At 55.5% G+C, this 24,926-nt stretch carries 15 protein-coding genes and 1 pseudogene; 7 read left to right on the top strand and 9 right to left on the bottom strand.

Annotated features, from left to right (window positions below):
- The first annotated feature begins 4 nt into the window (after positions 1-4).
- Positions 5-886 carry a bestrophin family protein gene (locus WJU16_RS06905; protein ID WP_341837592.1) on the top strand — a complete coding sequence of 294 codons (882 nt, stop codon included), beginning with the start codon at positions 5-7 and terminating at the stop codon, positions 884-886.
- Positions 887-916: 30 nt separating this feature from the next.
- Positions 917-2,293 (top strand): magnesium transporter, encoded by a 1,377-nt coding sequence (mgtE, locus tag WJU16_RS06910; protein WP_341837593.1) that lies wholly within the window; start codon positions 917-919, stop codon positions 2,291-2,293.
- 1 nt (position 2,294) lies between these two features.
- Here the strand turns inward: mgtE and WJU16_RS06915 are convergent, their stop codons facing one another.
- Entirely contained in the window at positions 2,295-2,837 is a 543-nt protein-coding gene (locus WJU16_RS06915; protein WP_341837594.1) for a histidine phosphatase family protein, read from the bottom strand.
- A 96-nt stretch (positions 2,838-2,933) separates the two neighbouring features.
- On the opposite strand from WJU16_RS06915, the gene WJU16_RS06920 reads away from it, so the two are divergent.
- Both WJU16_RS06920 and WJU16_RS06925 read left to right on the top strand, forming a co-directional pair.
- A complete protein-coding gene (locus WJU16_RS06920) occupies positions 2,934-5,288 on the top strand; it encodes a prolyl oligopeptidase family serine peptidase (RefSeq protein ID WP_341837595.1) in 2,355 nt (784 codons plus the stop codon).
- A 100-nt stretch (positions 5,289-5,388) separates the two neighbouring features.
- Entirely contained in the window at positions 5,389-8,910 is a 3,522-nt protein-coding gene (locus tag WJU16_RS06925; RefSeq protein WP_341837596.1) for a TraB/GumN family protein, read from the top strand.
- A gap of 60 nt (positions 8,911-8,970) precedes the next feature.
- On the opposite strand, the gene WJU16_RS06930 is transcribed toward WJU16_RS06925, so the two are convergent.
- The 8 genes from WJU16_RS06930 to WJU16_RS06965 all read right to left on the bottom strand — a co-directional run bounded on the left by WJU16_RS06930 (position 8,971) and on the right by WJU16_RS06965 (position 19,829).
- Positions 8,971-10,212, bottom strand: coding sequence for a DUF6596 domain-containing protein (locus WJU16_RS06930; RefSeq protein ID WP_341837597.1), 1,242 nt, complete (start codon positions 10,210-10,212; stop codon positions 8,971-8,973).
- A gap of 56 nt (positions 10,213-10,268) precedes the next feature.
- A complete protein-coding gene (locus WJU16_RS06935; protein WP_341837598.1) occupies positions 10,269-10,613 on the bottom strand; it encodes a YciI family protein in 345 nt (114 codons plus the stop codon).
- Between the two features lie 40 nt (positions 10,614-10,653).
- On the bottom strand, positions 10,654-11,133 hold the full coding sequence (locus WJU16_RS06940; protein ID WP_341837599.1) for a carboxymuconolactone decarboxylase family protein: 480 nt from the start codon (positions 11,131-11,133) through the stop codon (positions 10,654-10,656).
- 184 nt (positions 11,134-11,317) lie between these two features.
- Positions 11,318-12,946 carry an FAD-dependent oxidoreductase gene (locus tag WJU16_RS06945; RefSeq protein WP_341837600.1) on the bottom strand — a complete coding sequence of 543 codons (1,629 nt, stop codon included), beginning with the start codon at positions 12,944-12,946 and terminating at the stop codon, positions 11,318-11,320.
- Between the two features lie 11 nt (positions 12,947-12,957).
- The gene (locus tag WJU16_RS06950) at positions 12,958-14,424 is read right to left on the bottom strand and encodes a RagB/SusD family nutrient uptake outer membrane protein (protein WP_341837601.1); all 1,467 of its coding nucleotides are present in this window, start codon (positions 14,422-14,424) and stop codon (positions 12,958-12,960) included.
- A gap of 12 nt (positions 14,425-14,436) precedes the next feature.
- Positions 14,437-17,763 (bottom strand): TonB-dependent receptor, encoded by a 3,327-nt coding sequence (locus tag WJU16_RS06955; protein ID WP_341837602.1) that lies wholly within the window; start codon positions 17,761-17,763, stop codon positions 14,437-14,439.
- Between the two features lie 230 nt (positions 17,764-17,993).
- Positions 17,994-19,160: a FecR domain-containing protein gene (locus tag WJU16_RS06960; RefSeq protein ID WP_341837603.1), complete on the bottom strand. Its 1,167-nt coding sequence runs from the start codon at positions 19,158-19,160 to the stop codon at positions 17,994-17,996.
- 69 nt (positions 19,161-19,229) lie between these two features.
- Positions 19,230-19,829, bottom strand: a complete 600-nt coding sequence (locus WJU16_RS06965) for an RNA polymerase sigma-70 factor (protein ID WP_341837604.1) — start codon at positions 19,827-19,829, stop codon at positions 19,230-19,232.
- A 507-nt stretch (positions 19,830-20,336) separates the two neighbouring features.
- On the opposite strand from WJU16_RS06965, the gene glmS reads away from it, so the two are divergent.
- The 3 genes and pseudogenes from glmS (at position 20,337) to WJU16_RS06980 (ending at position 24,910) form a co-directional block, all read left to right on the top strand.
- Positions 20,337-22,175, top strand: a complete 1,839-nt coding sequence (gene glmS / locus WJU16_RS06970; RefSeq protein ID WP_341837605.1) for a glutamine--fructose-6-phosphate transaminase (isomerizing) — start codon at positions 20,337-20,339, stop codon at positions 22,173-22,175.
- A gap of 7 nt (positions 22,176-22,182) precedes the next feature.
- Positions 22,183-24,351: a DUF4954 family protein gene (locus tag WJU16_RS06975; protein ID WP_341837606.1), complete on the top strand. Its 2,169-nt coding sequence runs from the start codon at positions 22,183-22,185 to the stop codon at positions 24,349-24,351.
- Positions 24,339-24,910 (top strand): annotated as a pseudogene (locus WJU16_RS06980) (DNA-3-methyladenine glycosylase I). The gene WJU16_RS06975 and the pseudogene WJU16_RS06980 overlap by 13 nt, the downstream one beginning before the upstream one ends.
- The last annotated feature ends 16 nt before the right edge of the window (positions 24,911-24,926 follow it).

Here is a 24,926-nt window from a genome sequence, read left to right on the forward strand (position 1 = left end):
CTGCATGATCAACTATAACCCTCGCGACTGGTTCACCTTTATTTTCCGCATCCATAAGGCGGATACCGTGAAGAAGCTCTACCCCATGTTCGTCGCCATGGCGATATACAGCGCAGTGATCGCCTGGCTGGAGCTGAACTTCGTGCGGGTGCAGGCGGAGAAAGACCACCTGAAGAACATTTCGGCTATGCACGGCCTGCTGGGTTTCGTGATATCCATGCTGCTCGTATTCCGCACCAACACGGCGTACGACCGGTGGTGGGAAGGCCGCAGGCAATGGGGGCTGCTGGTCAACTGCAGCCGCAACCTCGCCATGAAGCTGAAGGCCATGCTGCCCACGGGGCACCCGGCCGTGGCCTGGTTCGCAACCATGATCCCGAATTACGCGTATACGATGAAAGACCACCTGCGTGGGGAATTCCACCCCCACAAGCTGGAAAATATGCCTGCCGAAGAACTGGAGCGCCTGGGCAAAGGGGGACATGTCCCCAACCGCATAGCCATCCTTATCCTGGAAAAAGTCAACGAGCTGCACCGCCAGCAGGTCATCTCGGGCGATCAGCTTATCACCATCAACAGCCAGCTGGAAGCATTCACCGACATCTGCGGCGCCTGCGAGCGTATCAAGAATACGCCCATCCCGTTTTCGTACAGCGTTTTCCTCAAGAAATTCATTTTCTTTTACGTCATGACCCTGCCCATGGGATATGTGTTCGGGTTAGGATACCTCGTGGTGCCCATGGTCGTTTTCATCTTCTACGTACTGGCGAGCCTCGAGCTAATCGCCGAAGAGATTGAAGATCCGTTCGGGAAAGACGCCAACGACCTTCCCACCGAAACCATCTCGGCCAGTATCCGCCGCCACGTGCAGGAGATCATGCAGTAATTACCTATTTTCGCGCTAGAGTCAGGATTTATGGAAAATGAAGCATTACTGGAAAAGTTCGAACAATTGGCCCGTGAGCAACAACCCCAGGAACTACGGTCGTTCCTGGACCACCAGCTCATTACGGACATCGCCGAGCTGATCTATGAAGACCCCGACCAGGCGTCGCTCATCATCAATAACCTGACGCTCAGCCGCGCAGCGGCGGCTTTCCGTATCCTGGAATTCCCGACCCAGGAAGAAATCATCCGCGACCTTCCCGCCACCAAAACCGCCGAGCTGCTCAACGAGCTGCCGCCCGACGACCGTACCGCTTTCCTCGAAGAACTGCCGGCGCAGGCCGTACAGGAGCTCATCAAACTCCTCGAACCGGAAGAAAGGAAAGTAACCCTTTCCCTCCTCGGCTACAAGGAAAACAGCGTGGGCCGCCTCATGACACCGGATTACATCGCCGCCCGCGCCCACTGGACCGTGGCGCAGGTGCTGAAGCACATCCGCATGTACGGCAAGGATTCCGAAACCATCGACGTTATTTATATCATCGACAGTCAGGGAAAGTTGCTCGACGACTTCCGGATCCGCGAGTTCCTCCTCGTATCCCCCGACACCGTGGTGGAAACGCTGATGGACGATCGGTTTGTGGCGCTCCATGTGAACGATGACCAGGAAGACGCCATCCAGACCTTCCGGCTCGAAAACCGGGTAGCCCTCCCCGTGCTCGACGCCGGCGGCGTCATGCTCGGGATCGTCACCATCGACGACATCCTCTGGATCGCCAACGAAGAACATACGGAAGACATCCAGAAGATCGGCGGTACCGAGGCCCTGGACGAGCCCTACCTCGACATGCCCCTGATGCGCCTCATCAAAAAGCGCGTGGGCTGGCTGATCATCCTGTTCATTGGCGAAATGCTGACCGCCTCGGTGATGGCTTATTTTGAAGACGAGATCGCCAAAGCCGTGGTGCTCGCCATGTTCATCCCGCTGATTATTTCCAGTGGCGGCAACAGCGGATCACAGGCATCCACGCTTATCATCCAGGCCATGGCGCTGGGTGAATTAACGATTAAAGACTGGTGGCGCGTCATGCGGCGCGAGATCGTTTCCGGCCTGATGCTGGGCAGTGTGCTGGGGATCATCGGGTTTACCCGCATTATCATCTGGAACCAGTTTTTCCATACTTACGGGGAGCACACATTGCTCATCGGCGCAACGCTGGGCGTTTCGCTGATCGGCGTGGTGCTGTGGGGCACCTTCTCAGGCTCCATGCTGCCGCTTCTGCTCAAAAGAGCCGGCGCCGACCCGGCCAGTTCCAGTGCGCCTTTCGTGGCCACGCTGGTCGACGTTACCGGGCTGCTCATCTATTTCTCGGTGGCGTATATGTTCCTTCAGGGTATTTTATTGTAAATCAGAAGCGCTTGCGGACCAGGCGGCTGCCTTTCCTCGTTTTGTGAATGATGAAGAGGTTGCTGTAGTCTTTACCCGCGATGCTGTCGATCCCCGGTTTTGCACCCAGGCTGCTGATGATGGGCAGCAGGGTATTGCTATGCCCGATAACGAGGAGACGCTTACCCCAGTCGTTGTGGCGGGAGATTTCATACAGCAGCGATTCGCCGGTGCTGTCGGGGGTATAGGTTACCGTGTCGATACCCAGGTGAATCCGGAGGGAATCTCCGGTTTGCCGGGTGCGGCGGTAGGGAGTGGAATAGATGCGCTGGATGGAGGAGTCTTTCAGCAGGTGATACAGCTTGCCCGCACGGCGCTCGCCTTCCGGGGTGAGCGTGGAATCCGGACCGGGGTTCTTTTCGGCGTGGCGCACGAGGAAGAAAGTGCCGGTGAGGAACGTGGTGTCCTCGGCCACGGGGACCACCGCCCGCTCCTTTTGCTTCCCAGGCCCGCAGCTACCGAAAACCGCCAGCATCAAAGCACCAGCCATCAATTTACGCTTCATCGGGTTATCTTGTTTAGTATCTTGTGCATCAAATTATAAAATATCTCCAAGCAAACCAATAATCCATCGCCTGTTTACGGGTTTATGCCAACACACATGAAACGCCTCACGCTACTCGCATTGCTTTGCTGGCCCCTTGCCGCTTTTTCGCAGCAAGCGCAGCCGCTCACCGTCGAAAAGATCATGCGCGACCCGAAATGGATCGGCACTTCCCCCGACAATATTTCCTGGGGTATCGACGGTAAAACTATCTATTTCAACTGGAATCCCGACAAAGCGCCGGCCGATTCCCTTTATTCCATCCAGCTTTCCCAGCGCAAACCGGTAAAAACCGTTCCGGCCAGCCGGACGCAGATACAGGCGCTCCAGTCCGGGGAATACAACCAGGCCCGCACCCGCCTCGCTTACACCTGGCAGGGCGACGTCTGGCTCCGCGATCTCGAAAGCGGCAAAGACACCCGCATCACCCAAACTTCCGAGCTGGAAACCGGCGCCGAATTCGGCTTCCACGACAGCCGTATCCTCTACCGCCGCGAACGCAATATTTACAGCTGGGACCTCACCACCGGCGCCACAGAGCAGCTGACCGACTTCGTCATGGGCGCCAAACCCGCTAAACGCAGCGAATCTGTGTCTGACCAGGAACAACATCTCAAAAACCAGCAACAGGAATTGTTTGAAGTGCTCCGCGAGCGGAAAGCCAAATCCGACGCTGCCACCGCATACAATAACCATCTCCCCAAACCCCGCGCACTCCGCCCCCTTTACCTCGACGACCGCTCCCTCAACGACGCCCGCATGAGCCCGGACGGGCGCTTCGTCGTGTACCGCGTGTTCCGCGAAGGCATGGCCCGCGGCGCGGAGATCCCCACGTTTGTGACCGACAACGGGTATACCGGCAGCGTGCGCACCAATGCCAAAGTGGGCAGTCCGCAAAGCCGTTACGAATCATTCGTCTACGACCGCGAGAAGGATACCTCCTTTGCCATCCGCACCCTCCAGATCCCCGGCATCTACGACAAACCGGATTACGTAAAAGATTACCCCCGCCGCGATACCGGCAAAACGGCGCGCCCCGTGATCATCAACGGACCGTATTGGTCGGAAAAAGGCACGCGCGCGATCGTGAATATCCGCGCGCAGGACAATAAAGACCGCTGGATCATGCTCCTCGACCCCGCAACGGGCACGCTCACGCCGCTTGACCGCCAGCGCGACGAAGCCTGGGTGGCAGGCCCCGGCATCAACTGGGGCAGCCTTGGCTGGATCAACGAGCAAACCTGCTGGTTCCAGAGCGAAGCCACCGGGTACAGCCATCTGTATACTTACAACGTAGCCACCGGCAAAAAGACCGCCCTCACTTCCGGGAAGTTCGAAGTACAGGATGCGCAGCTGTCGAGGGATAAAAATCATTTTTACATCACGACCAACGAAGTGCATCCCGGCGAAAAGCAATTTTACAAATTAGCCGTTGCCGGCGGGAAACCCGAGCGCATCACTACCATGGGCGGCGCGCATACGGTGAGCATCAGTCCGGACGAAAAGTGGATCGCCTACCGTTATTCCAACTCCAACCATCCCTGGGAGCTGTACATCCAGGAGAATAAGGCCGGCGCGAAGCCAGAACAGGTCACAAACCTGGCCATGAGCCCCGAGTTCCGCGCCTATCCCTGGCGCGAGGCCAACGTGATCACTTTCACCGCACGCGACAAGGCGGACGTATACGCCAGGTTGTACACGCCCGAAACATCGAAGAAAAACGGCGCGGCCGTGGTTTTTGTTCATGGCGCGGGATACCTGCAGAACGCGCATAAATGGTGGAGCCAGTATTACCGCGAGTACATGTTCCATAACCTGCTCACCGATCTGGGCTACACCGTGCTCGACATCGATTACCGCGGCAGCGCGGGCTACGGCCGCGACGTGCGCACCGGCATTTACCGGCATATGGGTGGCAAAGACCTCAGCGACCAGGTAGACGGCGCGAAATACCTCGTGCAGCAGCATGGCATCGATCCCAAACGCATCGGCATTTACGGCGGCAGCTACGGCGGGTTTATCACACTGATGGCGCTCTTCACTGAGCAGGATGCTTTCGCGGCCGGTGCGGCACTCCGCTCCGTGACCGACTGGGCGCATTACAACCATGGTTATACCAGCAACATCCTCAACGAACCGTATACCGACAGCATCGCTTTCCGCCGCTCCTCCCCCATTTATTTCGCGGAAGGATTGAAAGGCAAGCTGCTGATGTGCCACGGCATGGTGGACACCAACGTGCATTTCCAGGACATTGTGCGGCTGACGCAGCGGTTGATCGAGCTTGGGAAAGACGGATGGGAACTGGCCGTTTATCCCGTCGAAGACCACGGGTTCACCGAACCGGCGAGCTGGACCGACGAATACAAGCGGATCCTGAAACTCTTTGAAAACGAACTGCAGCGCCATTAGGCGCTGCTTTTTTTTCGGTATATTTGGATAGACCATCCCTTCCAACCTTATGATACTCCGGAAAATACTGGCACTGGGGGCCCTACTGTTGACCATTTCAATGACATCCGCGGCGCAGCAGCAGCCCCGGTATCAAGGACTTTTATGGGAGATAACCGGGAACGGTCTGCAAAAGCCTTCGTACCTTTTCGGCACCATGCACGTCAGCAGCAAGCTGGCATTTCACCTCAGCGATTCTTTCTACCATTGCATCCGCCGTTCGGACATGGTCGCGCTGGAAACCAATCCGGAACAGTTGCAGGAAGACTTTGCACGGAGCCGCATGTTTTTCCTCGGCAGCATGGCTTCCCGCAGGCCGCCGCAACGTAAAACCCTTCCGGACCAGGCGTTTACCGTTTCAACTTATGCTGACGCGCTGGAAGCGGGGCTCGCCTATCGCCCCGAAATGATCAATCATTTACTGTACCGTTCTTATTCCATGCAGGAAGATTTCGAAGAGAATACCTTCCTCGACATGTACATCTACCAGGTAGGCAGCAAACTCGGCAAGAAAGCGACCGGCGTCGAGAACTTCGACGAATCGGAGAAACTGATGTTTGAAGCCTACCGGGACGCGAGCCTCGACCGGCAGAACCGCCGGCCCGGCAGATCCGTTTCCCGCAACACGTCCGGCGAAATGCTGAACGATGCCTACCGCCGTGGCGACCTCGACTTGCTCGACTCCCTTTCCAACCGGCAATCCGAATCGCCCGCTTTCCTGGAAAAATTCCTCTATAAACGTAACGAGAACATGGCCGAAGCCATCGACTCCATCATCCGCCATACCAGCCTGTTTGCCGGCGTGGGCGCCGCCCACCTGCCCGGCGACCGTGGCGTGATTAATATGTTACGGAAGATGGGATACACGCTTCGTCCCGTACAATACGCCAACCGTGACGGCAAGCAGAAAGACGAACTCGACAAGCTGAAAGCACCTGTGCAATTCCGGGAATATTTCCCTGCAGACCGTAGTTTTTACGTGGATGTGCCAGGTAATCTTTTCAATTTCAGCCGGCTGCTGACTGTTAACCAGCTGCAGTATGCCGACCTGGCCAACGGCGCGTATTACCTCGTGTCGCGCATCAAAACGAATGCATCCAGCCTGGGGCAAACCACGGCGGATGTGATGTCGCGGATCGACAGCTCGCTATATGAATTCGTGCCCGGCAAAATCACTTCCCTCAAAAAAATAACGCTGAACCAGCATCCCGGCTTCGCCATCGAAAGCCGCACGCGGCGGGGCGACTTACAGCGTTACCGCATATACGTTACACCTTTCGAAATCCTGATTTTCAAGATCAGCGGCAACGGCGATTACGCCGCCGGGCCCGAGGGCGACCGTTTCCTGTCTTCCATCCGGTTGCCGGAGGCGGAGAAGCAAAACGCGCCCTACATGTACCGTTCACCGAACGGGGCTTTTACCATCGAAACCTCCGCGCAGCCCTGGTTTTCCAATGCGGTAGCCACACCGGGGTTTACACAACGGCAGGAATTTGAGTTGAAAGACGCAACGAACAACAACCACTACCAGGTTTTCCGCATCCCGTTGCATAATTATAACAGGTTGGAAGAAGATACGGTGGAGCTGTCATTCGCGGAAGAAACGTATCGCGCTACCGCTTCGGTAAAGAAAACCACCGGCCGCAAGGCCTTCCGCTGGCAAAACCGGGATTGCATCGAAATGCAGTACGATAATACCGACAACTCGCATACCATCGCACGCTTTTTCATCCAGGGGCCGCACACCGTGCTCGTAACCGCCAGGTACACCGGCGATAAAAAAGCCGCGGAACGTTTCCTGTCGGGATACCGGCCGGAGCTGCCGCAATACGGCACCGTAAACGAGGAACGCGATACCATGCTGCTTTTCACGGTGCAGTCGCCCGTGAAATCCCTGCAGGACGATATGGCCGAAGCGCTCGACGAATCGCTGGCCTGGAACCGTTACAGCGCTGGGGAATCCCGTATCAAGACGCGCTGGTTCGTGGCAGACAGCACGGGAGAGGCGATCCGCGTGACGGTCCGCAAGTACAATCCCTATTACTCGATCGACAGTTCGGAATACTGGCAGCGCGTGGTGGAAGGGCTCAGTGAAGAAAGCGACCTGGCCGTGGCTTCGAAAGAAAGATTTTCGAAGAATGGACAGGAAACAATGTTGCTCCGCATGCGCGACACCAACTCCTCACGGCAGATAATGCACAAAGTGATCGTCAGCAACCATATGCGTTACTTACTGACATCGCTCATCGATTCCGCAGCGGGGCCGTCGGATTTTGTGAAAGGTTTCTTCGGGACTTTCCGTCCTGCTACGGACCCAATGGATTCCACGATGTTATTTTCATCCCGTGGCAGTGCGCTGATCCGGGATTTTCATGCAGCAGACAGTGCGTTGCGGGCATCGGCCCGTATGTCTGTCGGCATTGCCGAATTCAGGGATGCGGACGCACCGGGGCTCATCGGGCTGATAAAGGGATGGAGCGCGAAAGAGAAGGATTACCTTTCCGTGAAATCGAGCCTGCTAGGAGGCCTGGGAACGCTGCATCACCCGGATGTGTTGCCGTACCTGAAGAGCGCGTACCTCGCGGCGGAAGACACTTCGTTGTTGCAGCAGGCCGTTGCGCGGGCGCTTCTCATGCAGAAAACGGCCGGCGCCAACACGCTGTTCAAGGAACTGGTGCTGACCGACATCCCCATCCTTAGCGACGGCGACCGCATCTACAACTGGTTCTTTCCCATGTACGATACGCTGCAACTCAGTTCCGGTTTGTTCCCCGAGCTGTTGCAGCTGACGGCCTTATCCGAATACAAAAGCAATATTTACCGTTTCATGGCGCAGGCGGCCGACAGCAATGCGCTGGCGCCCGCGCTTTACGAAGACCACATCGGCCAGATCGCTTTCGATGCGCGCGGAGCTTTGCAGGCGCTGGTGAGCGAATCGCAGGAGCAGGAAGAAGATCCCGAAGGAAGGCCCGGATTTGAGCCGGCCAACGACGAGATTGAACAGTTCGCGGTGCTGCTGCTTCCTTTCCGTGAAAAAAACAGGAACGCCGCCCGCTTCTTCAACAGCCTCGAAAAGCTGCGGCAACCGGCGCAGCAGATCAGTCTCATTTCGTTGTACCTGCGCCGTGGGGTACCGGTGAAAGACAGCCTGCTCCAGGCCATCGCCGCCCAGGACCTCTACCGTGCCCGGCTGTGGGACGAGCTGGAATCGATCGGGAAGTCCGCACGATTCCCGGAACGCTACCGCAAGCAGGAATTGCTGGCCCGGAGCATGCTCATGGCGGCCCCGGCGTGGGACAACCGACTGGATTCCATTATTTTCCTCAGCAAGCAGGCCACTACTTTCCGACTGAAGAAAGGCACTATTTACTTCTACAAATGCCGCATGAAAAACCTCGACGATTGGTTCCTCGCAGTGAGCGGGCTGCAACCCAAAAACGCGGCGCATGTACGTGGCTCGGCAGCATTGCTGGAAGTAGCCGACAAACCGATGGACAGCAAAGTGTCCGTAGCCACGCAGCAGGAAAAATTATTGCGGAAAGCGCGGTATAAATCGAGTATGCGGGCGATGTACGAAGAGTAGTAATTTTTACTGGTACGATATGATGCAAGGGAATTCGCGGCCGCGGGTTCCCTTCTTTTATCAGTAGGATTCGATGGATTGCAATACGCGGAGAATGCCTTGTTTTTCCGCGCCCGTTTTCGCCAGATCGTAGGCGCGGCGGTAATGGGACGCGGCTTTCGCGGGATCGTCGCTCCGGTTCAACTCTCCCAGCAGCAGCCAGTAGAAATGATTGTCCGTGAGTTGCAGTTTTTCGGCTTCCGCCAGCGCGAGGGGTGCGCCATGGGCTTTATAGAGCGCGAAAGTGCGGTTGAGGGCGGCGGCGGGGGAATAATGCAGGATGAGCAAATCGTTGTACAGCGCCAAAATTTCCTGCCATTTTTCCGGGGTGTCTTCTTTGCTGCAATGCAGGAAGGCGATCCGTGCTTCGAGGTGGTAAGTGCTGAGCACATTACCCGTGGCCGACAGGCCGAGGAAATGCATCCCTTTTGCGATAAGCTCGCGGTCCCAGCGGTTTTCGTCCTGCTCTTCGTACAGCACGATAGTTCCGGTACCCGGTTGCCGTGCTTCGAAGCGCGAGGCGTGGAAGCACATGAGCGCCAGGAGGGCGAAGGTGCGCGGTTGCGCGGTGGCGGGGAAGGTGGTAAGGAGAAGGCCCAGGCGCATGGCTTCCAGGCAGAGATCCTTTTGCAGGATAACGTCTTGCGTGCGGCTGTAGTAGCCTTCGTTGAAAAGGAGGTAAATGATGTGCAGCACATTATCGAGCCGCGCGTCCAGCATGTTTTCAGGTGGCAGTTCCATCCGGATGTTTTCGGTACGGAGCTTTTCTTTTGCGCGGAAGAGCCTTTTGTTGATGGTTTCCTTGTTGGTCAGGAACGCTTCGGCGATCTCGTCGATCCCGAATCCGCAGAGGATGCGCAGCGCCAGGCCGATCTGCGATTCGCTGGCGATGGCGGGGTTGCAGATGGCGAAGATCATCCGCAGCTGACTGTCCTGGATGTTTTGGGCGGAGAAGTCGAGGTCGGTTTCGGGTTCTTCCGTTTCCATGCCGGCTTTTACGGCCGGGAGCACCTTCTGCTGCCAGATTTCGCCCCGCCGGAAGTACGTCAGCGTTTTCTGCTTCGCCACCACATACAGCCACGCGGCCGGGTTTTCGGGCATGCCCTTCCCGGCCCAGTTTTCCGCCGCCGTCAGGAAAGTATCGCCGACGATGTCTTCCGCCGTTTCGATATGCTCCAACCCGAATTGACGGCTGATCACCGCCACCATTTTGGTGAATTCCTGCTGAAACAGCTGATCGATGGTTGCGCGTGCTTTACTCATGGCTGCAAAATAAAACGGTTCGCCCGGATTCCGGGCGAACCGTATTCCATAATATCTTATCCAACCACCTGCCTGATCTCGACGCTGCCGCCCGCTTCGATGGCAGGGCATCCGTGCGCGAGCGTAGTCGCTTCTTCCAGGTCTTCTGCACGGATCACGGTGAGGCCGCCCAGGCGTTCGCGGATCTCCACGAAAGGCCCGTCGGTCACCACACCGCCGGCTTTCAGCACGCGGCCCTGGTTGGGAACGAGGCGCGTAGGCGGCATCACCAGTTTGCCCTGCGCGGCGATCCCGCCCAGCCAATCCTGCCACTTTTTAACAAGCGCAGCCTGCTCGGTTTCCGGTAACTGGAGATGATCGTATGTTGGTTGACGGAATAACAATGCAAAGTCTTTCATCATCTTGTTTTTATAGAATGCTTGAAATTAAATAATTAATGGTTCATACCGCCGCTTTGGCATTAAACACACCGGGCACATAATTGCCGCCCATGATCCGGAACGCGATGTTGAAACGGTTATAGCTGTTAATGACCATCGTGGCGAAAGTCAGTTCCGTAAGCTCTTCTTCGGAGAAAATTTCCGTGGCCTGTTCGTATACTTCATCCGGCACTTCGCGGTTGTTCAGCATAGTCACGGCTTCGGCCCAGGCAAAAGCCGCGCGCTCCCGGTCGGTGAACAGCTCCGTCTCGCGCCAGGCATCGAGCAGCAGGAGCCTTTGCGCGGTTTCGCCCATGGCGAGCAGGTCTTTGGAATGCATATCGAGGCAGAATGCGCAGCCATTGATCTGCGATACGCGCATGTAAATCAAATGCAGCAGCGGCTGTTCCACAACGGGGTTTTTATGCAGGTAAGCGCCGAGCGTAAACAATGCTTTGGTTACCGGGAAACCTTTTTCAAAAGGATTGATTCTTTGTGACATGATATTGCGTTTTTAAGGTGGTGAATATTGTTCGTATACCCTAATAATGCATGACCATTTCCCGATTGGACATCTTCCCCCGATTTTTTTTAAAATATTTTTCAAAACAGGATCGCCGCAGCTGCCGCTGGTCATCCAGCGCACAACTACGGCGACATAACAAATTGAATATAAGCTATTTCCGTTAAGGCAATTCCAATACCTGCCCTTGTCCCAGCAACCGGGCCTTCAATTGTCCATAATCCACGTCCTGCACATTTACCCGGGTTTCCAGCGCCATTACGGCAGCGGTGGCCGCCGACTGTCCCAGCACCATAAACGTCCATTCGAGGCGGATGGCGCCATAGGCGATATGGCTCGACGACGGGCAGGTGGGTGTGAGCAGATTGGTGCATTCGCTTTTTCGCGGAACGAGCGCCCGGTAGGCTACCGGCAGCGGGCGCCAGTTACCGTAAGGTTCAAACACGAATCCTTCGTTATAAGCATATCCTTCATGCACGATCCTCCTGACGCTGTGCACATCCGGCGGCCAGAAGGCAACGCCAACCGGGTCTTCCACAGGGGTCGGATCCGGTTTAAGAATATGATGTTCTGTGATGACATAATCCGAGACCATCCTTCGCGCATCGCGGACATAAAACTGGTGCGGCCAGTTGCCGTTGTCGGTAAACTCGTCTTTCGCCAGTCCCCAGGACGCCCATTCCTTTTGCATATCCGGCGCCAGCCGCAGGACGGCCGTATCGTTCGCGAGGAAGTAAAAGAGGCCTTCGGTGAACAAGCGGTGCTCATTCAGCACGCGCTGGCGGGTCGCGTAATTACCACCCGGATAATCCACGTTCATGCCATACAGGTTGTGGGATAGGTCGTGCCAGGCGCCGAGGTCGGATTTGCTGTTGGGCACGCTCACCCATGGCCAGAGCAGATGGCCGCCGGCTTCCAGGTAACGGATGTAGATTTCGTATGAGTTGCGGTCGTAACCGGGCGGCTTCCGGAAAGGCACGCGGTTTTCCGGCACCGGCGTCAAAACCGCCCGGAAGCAATATGCCTGCAGATGCTTGTCGGCCGCCCCGGGTGTGCCGATAGCGCCGGGCTGGATCGTGGGGATAAGTCCGCTTTCCGGCTGGCCGGGGATTTTGTACGGGTCGACTTTCACTTTGAACTGGGCATGCGTGGTTTCGCCCCGGATGCCGTTCAGCGTTTCGTTGTACTGCGCGTTGGATTCGCGGCCGATCACGGTGGAGATGCCTGCTGCTGCCAGCAGGTCTCCTTCATATGTAGCATCTATAAAAACACCGGCACTGAAAGTCTTGCCGCCTTCCATCCGGATACGCGTGATCGCCGTTCCTTTCTTGCTGACCGCGTTGCGCTTCTCTACGAGCCGGGTCCGGGTAAATACCTGCACTTTATGTTCCGACAGCCAATCCATCAGCACCTTCTCCCCCACGCCGGGCTCGTGCGACCAGAGGGCGTGTTTCTTCGTTCTCGTCCGCCATGCGGTTTCGAATTCCTCTGTTCTTCCATATACTTTAGCGATGCGGCGGTAATATTCCAATGCCAGGCCGCCTACAGATACGCTGTTCTGGAAAGCCTGCTGGCTGTCGATATCCGTTACGCCGAGCCCGTTCGTCATAATGCCGCCCACATGCGCGGTGGTTTCGATCAGGGCTACGGACTTGCCCATCTTCGCGACCTGTATCGCGGCGGCGATCCCGCCGGGCGTTCCGCCGTATACTACCACATCGAATTGCATTTGCGCGCACGCCAGCAACGGCAGCAGGCAACCCGCCAGGCCGGTCAAAAATTTCTTCATCATGTAAGCCTGTTTTAATAACCTTTAATCTGATCCAGTGCGCTGTTGGCATCGATTTCCCGCTGCGGAATGGGGAACCAGACCTGGTGCGCCTGTACGGTGGCATTCCGGGAGAAACTGTTCTCCGCTTTCACAGCAGCGGCGAGGCGGCCGGTGCGCACGAGGTCGAACCAACGCTGGCCTTCGAAACAGAACTCCAGTCTTCTTTCTTCCAAAATAGCATCCTTGAATGTTGCGGCATTGAGACCCGAGAGATCGTCGAGGCCGGCGCGGTTCCGCACTTCGTTGATCGCGTCATAAGCTTCCGTACCCGGGCCGCCATTGGCTTCGCTCAGCGCTTCCGCGTAGATGAGAAGGATTTCGGAATAGCGCATATACGGCCAGCTGGTGCCGCCGTTCACTCCCACTTTCACAGTAGGGTCCGCCAGTTTCCAGAAAGAAACGGCCAGCGCGGGGTCCGGGTTATCAACGGACAACTGCACTGTTTGCTGTGTTACCGGGTGTACATAAGAAGTCAGGAATGTAACGGCCGTGCGTTTATCGTTCGGCGTGTAGGCTTCGAACAATGATTTGCTCACCCGGAAAATCCCGTAACCATTATTCGGAACGATGGGCGCACCGCGGGGTGCATACCCCGTTGTAAAGGAATTGCCCTGGATATCGGTGAGGAACACCACTTCAAAAAGGGACTCCTTTCCACCCCGGTTTTTGATGGCAAAAACGTCGGCGTAGTCTTCCCACAAGTCGTAAATCCCCAGGTCGATCACTTCTTTCGCCTTGGCCGCGGCCTGCGACCAATAAGGAGATCCCGCCACGTTTCCCGCGCGCGCCAGGTACACTTTGGCCAGCAATCCTTTCGCCGCGCCCATTGTAGCCCTGCCGATGTTGGCGCTGGATGCGTAACTCCTGGGCAGCGCAGTTTCCGCCGCCTTCAGATCGGCTTCGATCAATCCATACACTTCGTCAATACCGGCTTTCGGCATTTCCACACCCGCCAGCGTCGTGATTTCATTCGTCACCAAAGGAACGCCGCCGTAGAAACGCACGAGGTTGAAGTAATGCAGTGCGCGGAGATAATGAGCTTCACCGAGATACTGTTTCTTCAGGTTTTCATCCATGGGTATGACTGGAACGCGCGCCAGGATGATATTCGAAAATTGAATGCCCCGATAGGCGCTGCTCCAGATCTGACCGGAGTAGCTGTTGGTGGACACCTGTTCGTATTTCCAGATCGCCACCCGGTCCGCCGCACCGGTGAGGAACGGGATTCCGTCGTCCGCGCAAATCACATTGGGCGTTAAAATATGTTCGTTCTTGTAGACTTCATGCAACACGCTGTATGCCCCTGTCACCGCCGCTTCCGCGTCTGCCGCGTTGCGATAGAAAGTACTGGACGCCTTCCAGCCGTCCGGTGAAAGATCGAGGCTGGGCTGGCAACCTGCGACGCAAATGGAAAATATAATAAAGAGGATGTTTCTCATGATGAATGAATTTTAGAATTTAACATTCAAACCGAACAATATTGTTTTGGCAGTCGGATAGCCGCCGTAATCCATACCCTGGTCGATCGCCGAAGCGCCGAAGCGGCTCACTTCCGGATCGTAACCTTTGTATTTGGTGAACGTCACCCAGTTTTGCGCGGATGCATACACCTTCAGGCTGCTCAAGCGCAACTTGCTCAACACATGCGGCTGGAAGTAATACCCCAGCGAAATATTCTTCACCCGCAGGTACGAACCGTCTTCCACGTGAAAACTGGACAGGATGCGCTGGCCCCCATTCGAGTTGGCGCGGGGAACAGTATTGCCGGGATGGGAAGGCGTCCAGCGGTCGAGCACATCGGCCGACTGGTTATTGTTGCCATTCAGGTTGTACAGGTCAAATCGCCCGAAGTTCAGGATATCGTTGCCATAGCTGCCCTGCACGAAAATGTTCATTTCAAACCCTTTCCAGGTAACGGTATTGTTCAACCCGCCAAAGAAATCGGGATTTCCGTTGCCGATCACGGTGCGATCGGCATCGTTGATCACACCATCGTTGTTGATATCGGCATACCGGATATCGCCCGGGCTGGCGGACTTCTGGGCCGAAGCGTCTATCTCCGCCTTGTTCTGGAAAATACCGATCATCTTCCTGCCATAAAAATCACCCAACGGCTGGCCTACCCGCATCAACACCGTATTGCCCCAAACGCCGAGGTGGCCGCTGCCGGAACCGGCGGAGATTTCAGGCCGGTTGTCCAGCGTCAACACTTTATTCTTATTGAAGGAAATATTGAACGCGCTGTTCCATTTTACAGCAGGACCGCTGATATTGACAGTGTTGATCCCCAGTTCGAAACCACGGTTTTCCACTTTACCGATATTTTGCAGGGATTCGCTGTAGCCGGTGATCTGCGGCACGTTCACCCTGAACAACAGGTCTGATGTGGTTTTGATGTAATAATCCGCCGTGATCATAACACGGTTGCGGAAAAGGCCGATATCCACCCCAGCATCCAGCTGCGCGTTCTTCTCCCAGCTCAGGTCCATGTTGCTGATGCCACCGGGAACGCCGCCGGTTTGCAATACAGCATTCGGGCCAAAGGGATATTTGACGTTGGAAATGTAGGAAAGATAACCGTAGTCCCCGATTTCCTGGTTGCCTGTTAAGCCGTAACTGGCGCGGATTTTCAGGTCAGATACCAGTTGTTGGTCCTGCATGAATTTTTCGTTGATCATTTTCCAGGCTACGGCGCCGGACGGAAAAAAGCCGTATTTGTTATTCGGCCCGAAGCGCGATGAGCCGTCGCTCCTGGCCGTGAGCGTGAGCAGGAAACGGTTATCGTACCCGTAATTCACCCGCGCCAGGTAAGAGCTCAGCGCCCAGTCGCCGGCCGAAGATCCCGGTGTTCTCAACGTGGCGCCGGAAGCCAGGTTATTGTATTTGGCGAAATCGTCGGTGAAGTTGGTGGCATTCGCGGTTACGTTCTCATTGCGATAGGCCTGCGTTGCGTATCCCGCCATTGCGGTTAGCTGGTGAACATCTTTGAAAGTACGCGTATACGTCAGCGTGTTTTCGTTCAGCCAGTTGATGCCCTGGCCGGCCGAAACGGAAGCATCGCCGTTGGTGCCGGCGCCCAGTCCGATCTGGCGGGTAGCGTAGTAATTGGTTTTGAAACTATTGAGATCTGCGCCCCAGGATGTGCGAAAGGTCAGTCCTTCGATGATTTTATATTCCGCGAAGAAGTTGGCGAGCAGACGTATGTTGCTTACCTGGTCAGTGATCTCGTTGGCGAGGCCCAGGGGATTGTCGACCAGGTTGCCGTTCAGCGGGCCCTGGTCGCGATAATATTTGCCGCTGGCGTTGAAGACGGGGAATACCGGCGCGTAGTTGATGGCTGCGTTGGTAACGCCCGAACTGGCGCCGCCGTCGGTTTCCGTGCGGGAGGCGTTGGATTTGGTGTAAGCCGCCTGCATGGAGAGGCCCACGTTAAGGCGGGAAGTCACTTCACGGTCCAGGTTGGCGCGGAGGGTGTAACGTTTGAAGTACGAATTAACGAGAATGCCCTCCTGGTTATAATAGTTCCCGGAAATGGCGTAGCGGGTTTTGGATTCGCCGCCCGTAAAAGACAGCTGGTAATTCTGGATGGGCGCCTGTTGGAAAACTTCGTCCTGCCAGTCGGTACCCTTCCCAACGTTCGCGGGCAGTGGGCGATCCGGCGATGAGCCGTCGAAATAGGGCGCGCCGCCGGCATTTACGCGGGCTTCGTTGATAAAGTCGGCGTATTGCTGCGCGTTGAGCAGTGGGATTTTCCGGCGTACCGACTGGATGCCGTAATAGCTTTCGAAGTTGACGCTGGACACGCCCTTCTTGCCTCGTTTCGTCGTTACCATTACAACGCCGTTGGAGCCGCGGGAGCCGTAGATGGCGGTAGAGGAGGCATCTTTGAGTATTTCGATGGATTCGATATCGGAAGGGTTGATATCATTGATGCTGGTGGTAGGAAATCCATCCACTACGTACAGCGGCGCATTGCCGGCGTTAACGGATCCTGTACCGCGGATGCGGATGGTAGCCGCGCCGCCGGGTCGGGCGGAATTCTGGGTAACCAAAACGCCGGCTGCACGGCCTTGCATGGCCCTGTCGAGGTCCGTCACCGGTGTGGCTTTGATATCATTTTCACTAACGCTGGCCACGGAGCCGGTGATATCGCTTTTCTTCACGGTGCCGTACCCGACCACTACCGCTTCGTTGAGGTTCCCGATATATTCCTGCAGCACTACGGCGAGGTAATCCTTGCCTTCCACCGGCAATTCCCTTGCTGTGTAGCCGAGACTGGACACGACGAGCACCGCGCCGGGGGGGACATTGTTCAACACGAATTCCCCTTTCGCATTGGTCGAAACACCTTGCCGCGTACCCTTTATGACTACGCTGGCGCCGGGTATGGGCGCACCCTTCCCGTCGGTCACCACACCGGTCAACGGATGATCCGCAGGTTCGGCGGCGGCCACGGTATCCGGAACAGCGGCAACGGCGGCGGCCTTCCGGCGCTCGATGACGATATTCCTGCCGGTGATTCTGTAAGCAATGGGCTGCCCCTGGACGCAGATATCCAGCACATCCTTCAACTGCACATCGCTGACGTGTACAGACACCGGCGTGGTACGGGAAAGCGCGGATTCATTGTAAATAATCGAAACGCCCGTTTGCGAAATGATTTCCGCAAACACCTGCTTCAATGGTACGTTCTTCATTGACAGGGACACTTTCTGCGAGTAACCCGCGGCACTGACATGCAGGCAGGTTACGAGTAAAATAAAAGCGATCATTCTCATCACCCGGCATAATTTACTGCTGATGAAATCGGAGGCTAATTTGGTTGATAGCCCGCACTGCTGCGGGATTTCTCCTTTCAGTTTAAAATACATACATTCGTGGTGTTTGGTGGTGGTGAAATAGTCAAGCACAGATTATCAAAGCACGCCAGATTTTGCCGGGGATGCCGTTAACATTCCCGGTTTCCTTTGTACCCTGTAATAATTTATTGTTCTTCTTTTGGTTGTATTTACGGTAGTACGATCACTTTTCTCCCCTCTATTTTAAAATGATTAGCGCCACCTTCTTCCAGGAAAAGGAGCACGTCGGCTAATGCCATTTTCCGGCTCAGCCCGCCACCATAGAGGTTCTTGTTGGGCGGGGCCTGGTATATGATATCGACGTCGTACCAGCGGGCCACTTCTCTCAGGATGGCCGGCAGGTCGGTATTATTGAAAATGAACAAACCGTTTTTCCAGTCCGTCACCCTGCTGACGTCCGTTTCATGCACAGCGATCTCCCGGCTGTCCGGCTCCATCACTGCCTGCTGGCCCGGACGGAGCGTTTGCGTGGAAGCTTTGTGCATCACACGGACCGCACCCTGGAGCAAAGTCGTTTTAACGGCCTGTTCATCAGGATAAGCCATCACGTCGAAACTGGTGCCCAGCACTTGTACTTCCGTTGCCTGGTTGATTTTCACCTTGAAAGGCTTCTCCGTATCTGCGGCGATTTCGAAGTATCCCTGCCCGACCAGTTCCACCGTTCTTTCCGTATTGTTGAAAACAACAGGGTATTTCAGGCTGCTGGCGGAATTCAGCCAAACACGGGTACCGTCGTGCAAAGTCACCTGGAATTGTCCGCCGCGCGGGGTGCGGAGGGTATTGAATCCCTGTGCGCCGCTTCCGCGTGTTGCGGTGTATTGCAGGCTGCCGTTCTGCTGTTGAATGGCGGTTTGTCCCTGTGAAATCTGCCGGCCGCTGGTACTGTCGAGCTGCACTGTGCTGCCATCCGCCAATACCAGCACTGCTTTGTTGCTACCCGGCGCAGGCTGGGCGTTCGCCTGTTCGGGCGGGGCGGCGGGCTTTTCGTAAAGGTACCAGGCCAAAGCAATGGCCAGTATGGCTGCGGCTGCGGCCACCCAGGCGCGGAGGCGCCGCCGGATGCTGACAGGGCGCAAACGGGTTTCTCCGGATTCCCGGATCTGCCGCATCAGGTTGCTTTTTACGCGCCCGGCCGTTTCCGGGAAGTGGTAGCTGCCGGCCAGGCGTTCTTCGAGCGCCTCGTCCATCATGGCAGACAGGAGCGCCTCGTAAGCGGGGTCCTGGAAAACCTGGTATAATTCCTCCCTTCCGTCCGTATCCAGCGAACCGGTGATATAGTCGTCGAGCAGGGATTGTATCGTTTGTCGGGTATGCATGGCTACACTTTCAATAATAAAGACGCAGGAAAAACGACATATGTAGTGCCGCGGCAAAAAAAATTAAAATCAGTCGAAGAGGATGGTCGTCAGGGTAACATATAAGATGAAGTCGGCGCTGACGTTATTGCGGAGGCGGGATTTGAGGAAAGTCACCGCTTCCACCAGGTATTGGTTGACCGTTCCGTAGCTGAGTCCGGTTTCCCGCATGATTTCCTGGCGGCTCATTTGCTCCATGCGGTACATTTTGAACACGCGTTTTTTCTGGGCGGGCAATTGCTCTATCGCTTCCATCACCTGGTGGTAGAACTCCTTGTAATCGAGCTGGCGGTCCGGCACCATCTGCGGTTCTTCCAGCAGGAAGTTTTCCGGTTCGGCCGGCAATTCTTTCTTTTTACGCAGTTCGGAAAATATGCGGTTACGGGTGACGATGAACAGGAAATTCCGGAAGCTTTCCAGTGCCGGGAGGCGCTGGCGGTTTTCCCATAATTTGAGGAAGATGTCCTGCGTTATTTCTTCCGCATGCGCCGCGTTTTTGAGGAAGCTCAGGATGTGCGCGTAAACGCCGGCCCAATATTGATCGAACAACGCGGCGAACGCCACCTCGTTCCCGGCGGCGGTTTCCCGCAGGAGCTGCTGTTCGTTCATGTCTTGTACAGTATCAGGCAACGTGGATGGTTTACGGCCGTAATATACGGGTTGCGGGGTAAAAATTATACTTTGATGCTTTTGCGCATTCCGCCATGGTGCGGCATTCTTACGTCCATCCTTCGTTCATCCTTCGTTCGCTGACCGTCAAACCCTTGCCAGCACTGGATACCAACGAAGGATGAACGAAGGATGAACGAAGAATGAATGAAGAATTGGCGTATATACACCCGGATATACGTCTATACCGCCAGCAGGCCGCTCCGCTTTTCCCAAAAACGGGGGTCATCTTTCCTGACATTTCCGCATTACTTTCATAATCCTTCCGACTTTCTTAAAATATTTTTCCAACTCATGTGTGATACGTATCATTTTAGCGTATACTGAAATAAAAATCTTTCGCTTATCAATTATAATTATTCATTATTTAATAGGCAGACTTTCATAAAACCGCTGTTAATTGCCTGAATAATCTTACATTGAGGGCCGTTTTGTTTTTTTATAACCTCTCAACCCTACTGTAACAAGATGTGTGGAATTGTAGCCTATATCGGCCAAAGGGAAGCCTATCCCGTAGTATTAAAAGGATTGAAAAGATTGGAATACCGCGGTTATGACAGCTCTGGTGTGGCATTGCTCAATGGCGGAAAGCTGAAAGTGTACAAGAAAAAAGGAAAAGTCGCCGAATTGGAAGATTATGTGACGGGCAAGGATGTAAAAAGCCACATCGCCATCGCGCACACACGCTGGGCCACACATGGTGAGCCTTCCGACCGCAACGCCCATCCCCACGTATCGGGCGACGGCAAGCTGGCCATGGTCCACAACGGCATTATTGAAAATTACATGCAGCTCAAACAGGAGCTGCTGAACAAAGGCCACCAGTTTTCCAGCGATACCGACACCGAAGTGCTCATCCACTTCATCCAGGAAATCAAGCAGAGCAACGAATGCTCCACCGAAGAAGCTGTGCGCATCGCGCTGAAGCGCGTGGTGGGCGCGTATGTGATCGTGATCGTGGACGAAGACAATCCCGGCACCCTCATCACCGCGCGCAAAGGAAGCCCGCTCGTGATCGGCGTTGGCAAAGGTGAGCATTTCCTCGCGTCAGATGCATCGCCCATCGTGGAATACACGAAAGAAGTGGTGTATGTGAACGATTACGAGATCGCCATTCTCCGGGCCGACGAGCTCATCCTCAAAAACATTTCCAACGAAATACAAACCCCTTATATCCAGAAGCTTGATATCGAACTCGCGGCCATAGAAAAAGGCGGTTATGATCATTTCATGCTGAAGGAAGTGTTCGAACAACCGCAGACGATTTTTGACAGTCTACGCGGCCGCCTCGACGCCAAAAACGGCACCCTCACCCTGGGGGGCCTCCGCGAACACCTCGACGTGCTCACCGCCGCGCGCCGCATCATCATCGTGGCCTGCGGCACCAGCTGGCATGCCGGGCTCGTGGCCGAATACATCATCGAAGAACTGTGCCGCATCCCCGTGGAAGTGGAATACGCTTCGGAATTCCGTTACCGCAATCCCGTGGTAGGCCCGGGAGATGTGATCATCGCGGTGAGCCAGTCCGGTGAAACGGCTGACACGCTCGTGGCCATGGAAAGCGCCAAGGAAAAAGGCGCCATCATCCTCGGCGTCTGCAACGTAGTGGGCTCTTCCATCGCGCGACTCAGCAACGGCGGCGTATATACGCACGCAGGCCCCGAAATCGGCGTAGCCAGCACCAAGGCGTTTACCGCGCAACTGGCCGTACTGGCCATGATCGCACTGAAAATCGCCCAGGCGAAGGGGTCCATCACCGAGCAACGGTTCCAGCACCTCCTCGAAGAACTGAACGATGTTTCCGAAAAAGTAGCCACCGCGCTGCAGCTCAACGACCAGGTGAAAGCCATCGCGGATAAATATAAAGATGCACGCGACTTCCTCTATCTCGGCCGCGGGTACAACTTCCCCATCGCGCTGGAAGGGGCGCTGAAGCTGAAAGAGATCAGCTACATCCACGCCGAAGGCTATCCCGCCGCGGAAATGAAACACGGCCCCATCGCGCTCGTCGATGAAAACCTGCCCGTGGTGTTCGTGGCAACGAAAGACAGCTACTACGAAAAAATCGTGTCCAACATCCAGGAAATCAAAGCCCGGAAAGGAAAAGTGATCGCCGTGACCACAGCGGGCGACGCCACGATCCCCACCATGGCCGATGACGTTATCGTTGTACCGGAGGCGGATGAACTGGTGGCGCCCATCATCTCCGTCATCCCCCTGCAGCTCCTCGCCTATCACATCGGCGTCAGCAAAGGGTTCGACGTTGATAAACCGCGTAACCTCGCCAAGTCCGTAACCGTAGAATAAAGCGCGTATGAATAATATCCAGAAGAAACCCCTCAGCCTGCTGGGCTACCAGTTCGTGGACGGGCGCTACCTGCCGAAGGGGCGCGACGAATATTACCTGCGCGACCAGCAACGCGGCAAATCCAACGTGTACCGCAAGCTGAAAGCCGGCGAAATCGAAACGCTCGTACGCAACGACAATACCTCCGACGACTGGAACAACATCTTCGTAGACAACGAATTCGACCCGCATCTCGTTCAACACTGCCAGTTTTACGGGATCGTCCGCATCGGAAAACTGGAACCTTACTTCCTGGAGTTCCATAACCTGCGGCTGCCCGTGGGCCTGTATTACAGCACCATCGCGTCTTGCGACATAGGCGACAACGTGGTGATCCATAACGTGAATTCCCTTTCGCATTATATCATCGGCAACGATGTGATCATCTCCAACGTCAACGAACTTGGCGTAACGGATCACAGCAAATTCGGGAACGGCATATTGAAGGAAGGCGAACCCGAAAGCGTGCGCATCTGGCTGGAACTTTGCAATGAAAACGGCGGGCGCAGCGTTTTGCCTTTCGACGGGATGCTGCCCGGCGACGCCTGGTTCTGGACCCGCAACCGGGCCGACGAAGCCTTGCAGAACCAATTCAAAGCGTTCACCGAAAAGCAATTCGACAAACGCAGGGGCTATTACGGCGAGATCGGCGACCGCACCGTGATCAAGAACTGCAAGATCATCAAGGATACTAAGATTGGGACAGACGCCTATCTCAAAGGCGCCAACAAGATCAAGAACGTAACGCTCAACAGCGACGCCACCGCGCCCACCCAGATCGGGGAAGGCTGCGAGCTGGTAAACGGGATCATCGGCTACGGGTGCCGCGTGTTCTATGGCGTGAAGGCTGTCCGCTTCGTAATGGCGTCGCATTCGCAACTGAAATACGGCGCGCGTCTCATCAACTCTTATCTCGGCAACAACGCTACGATCTCCTGCTGCGAAGTACTCAATTCGCTCATTTTCCCCGCACACGAACAGCATCACAACAATTCTTTCCTCTGCGCCGCGCTCATCATGGGGCAAAGCAACATGGCCGCCGGCGCTACCATTGGATCCAACCACAATTCCCGTGGAGCGGATGGTGAGATCATCGCCGGGCGAGGGTTCTGGCCGGGCCTTTGCGTGAGCCTCAAGCACAATTCCATGTTCGCTTCCTTTACGCTCATCGCGAAAGGAAATTATATGAGTGAACTGAAAATACCGATTCCGTTCAGCCTCGTGGTGAACGATGAGCACGACGACATGCTCAAGATCATGCCGGGTTACTGGTTCCTGCACAACATGTACGCCCTCGCCCGCAACGCCTGGAAGTACGTGGACCGAGACCGCCGGACCGACAAAACCCAGCATCTCGAATTCGATTACCTCGCACCCGATTCCATAGAAGAAGTATTTACGGCACTTGAGTTGTTCGAAACCGCCGTGGGTAAAGCGTTAGGAAAAGACCGCAAAGCCGGCCGCGCCCTCCTGCTCGATGATCCGAAGCAAGTGGCCGGGATGGAAATCCTCGCTGAGGGATGTGAAAATTCTTCCCGCAAAACGCAGCTGCTGAAGGTGGATAAAGCGTATCCACTGTTCCGCAAGCTCGTTACACTGTACGCCATGCGCAACCTGATCCGGGAGTACGCGCGGTTCGGGGATTTCGCGGAACTGCAAACCTATTTGAAACAATGCCGCCGATCGGCATGGAATAATGTGGGAGGGCAACTCATCCCCGAAGACCGCGTCAACGACATTAAGCAACGCATCCGGAAGAATAAAATCGGCAGCTGGGACGCGCTCCACGAAGCCTATCGCGAAAACGGGGAACGTTACGAAGAAGACAAGCTCCGCCATTCGCTCGGCTGCCTGCTCGACCTCCACGGCCTGAAAGCCTCCACCATCACCGCAGACGACCTGCGCCAATTCCTGGCTGATTCCGCGGAAACACTCGGCGTTATCACCGAAAACATCCGGAAGTCGCGCGAGAAGGATTATATCAACCCCTTCCGACAGATGACCTACGAAAGCCCAGAGGAAATGGAAAATGTGGTAGGGAAACTGGATGAAAATAGCTTTATATTGCAGACTGCCGAAGAACTGAAGGCTTACAGGAAACAAGTAAAAGAACTAACGAAGAAATGGCAACTGTAATAGAAAAACAACGCTGCGGTTGGGCCGGAACCGACCCGCTATACAACGTATATCACGATAAGGAATGGGGCGTTCCCAGCCACGACGACCAGCACCTGTTCGAAATGCTGAACCTGGAAGGCGCGCAGGCTGGTCTTAGCTGGTACACTGTGCTTACCAAACGCGAGAATTACCGCGAAGCATTCGATAACTGGGACGCGGAAAAAATCGTGAAGTACTCCGAAAAGAAAGTGCAATCGCTCATGGAAAACCCCGGCATCATCCGCAACCAGCTGAAGATCAGGGCTACCATTTCCAATGCGAAAGCCTTCCTGGCCGTGCAAAAGGAATTCGGCAGCTTTAGCAAATACATCTGGCAGTTCACCGGCGGCAAAACCATCCGCAACGCTTTCCAAAGCATGAAGGAAGTGCCCGCCAAAACGGAAATCTCCGACGCCATGAGCAAGGATCTGAAAAAAGAGGATTCAAATTCGTGGGCAGCACCATCTGCTACGCCTATATGCAGGCCTGCGGAATGGTCGACGACCACGTGAAGGGATGTTTCAAATTCCATCCCTGATCCTGACATCTTATAA

It is taken from the genome of Chitinophaga pollutisoli (assembly GCF_038396755.1).
GTDB classification, from domain to species: domain Bacteria; phylum Bacteroidota; class Bacteroidia; order Chitinophagales; family Chitinophagaceae; genus Chitinophaga; species Chitinophaga pollutisoli.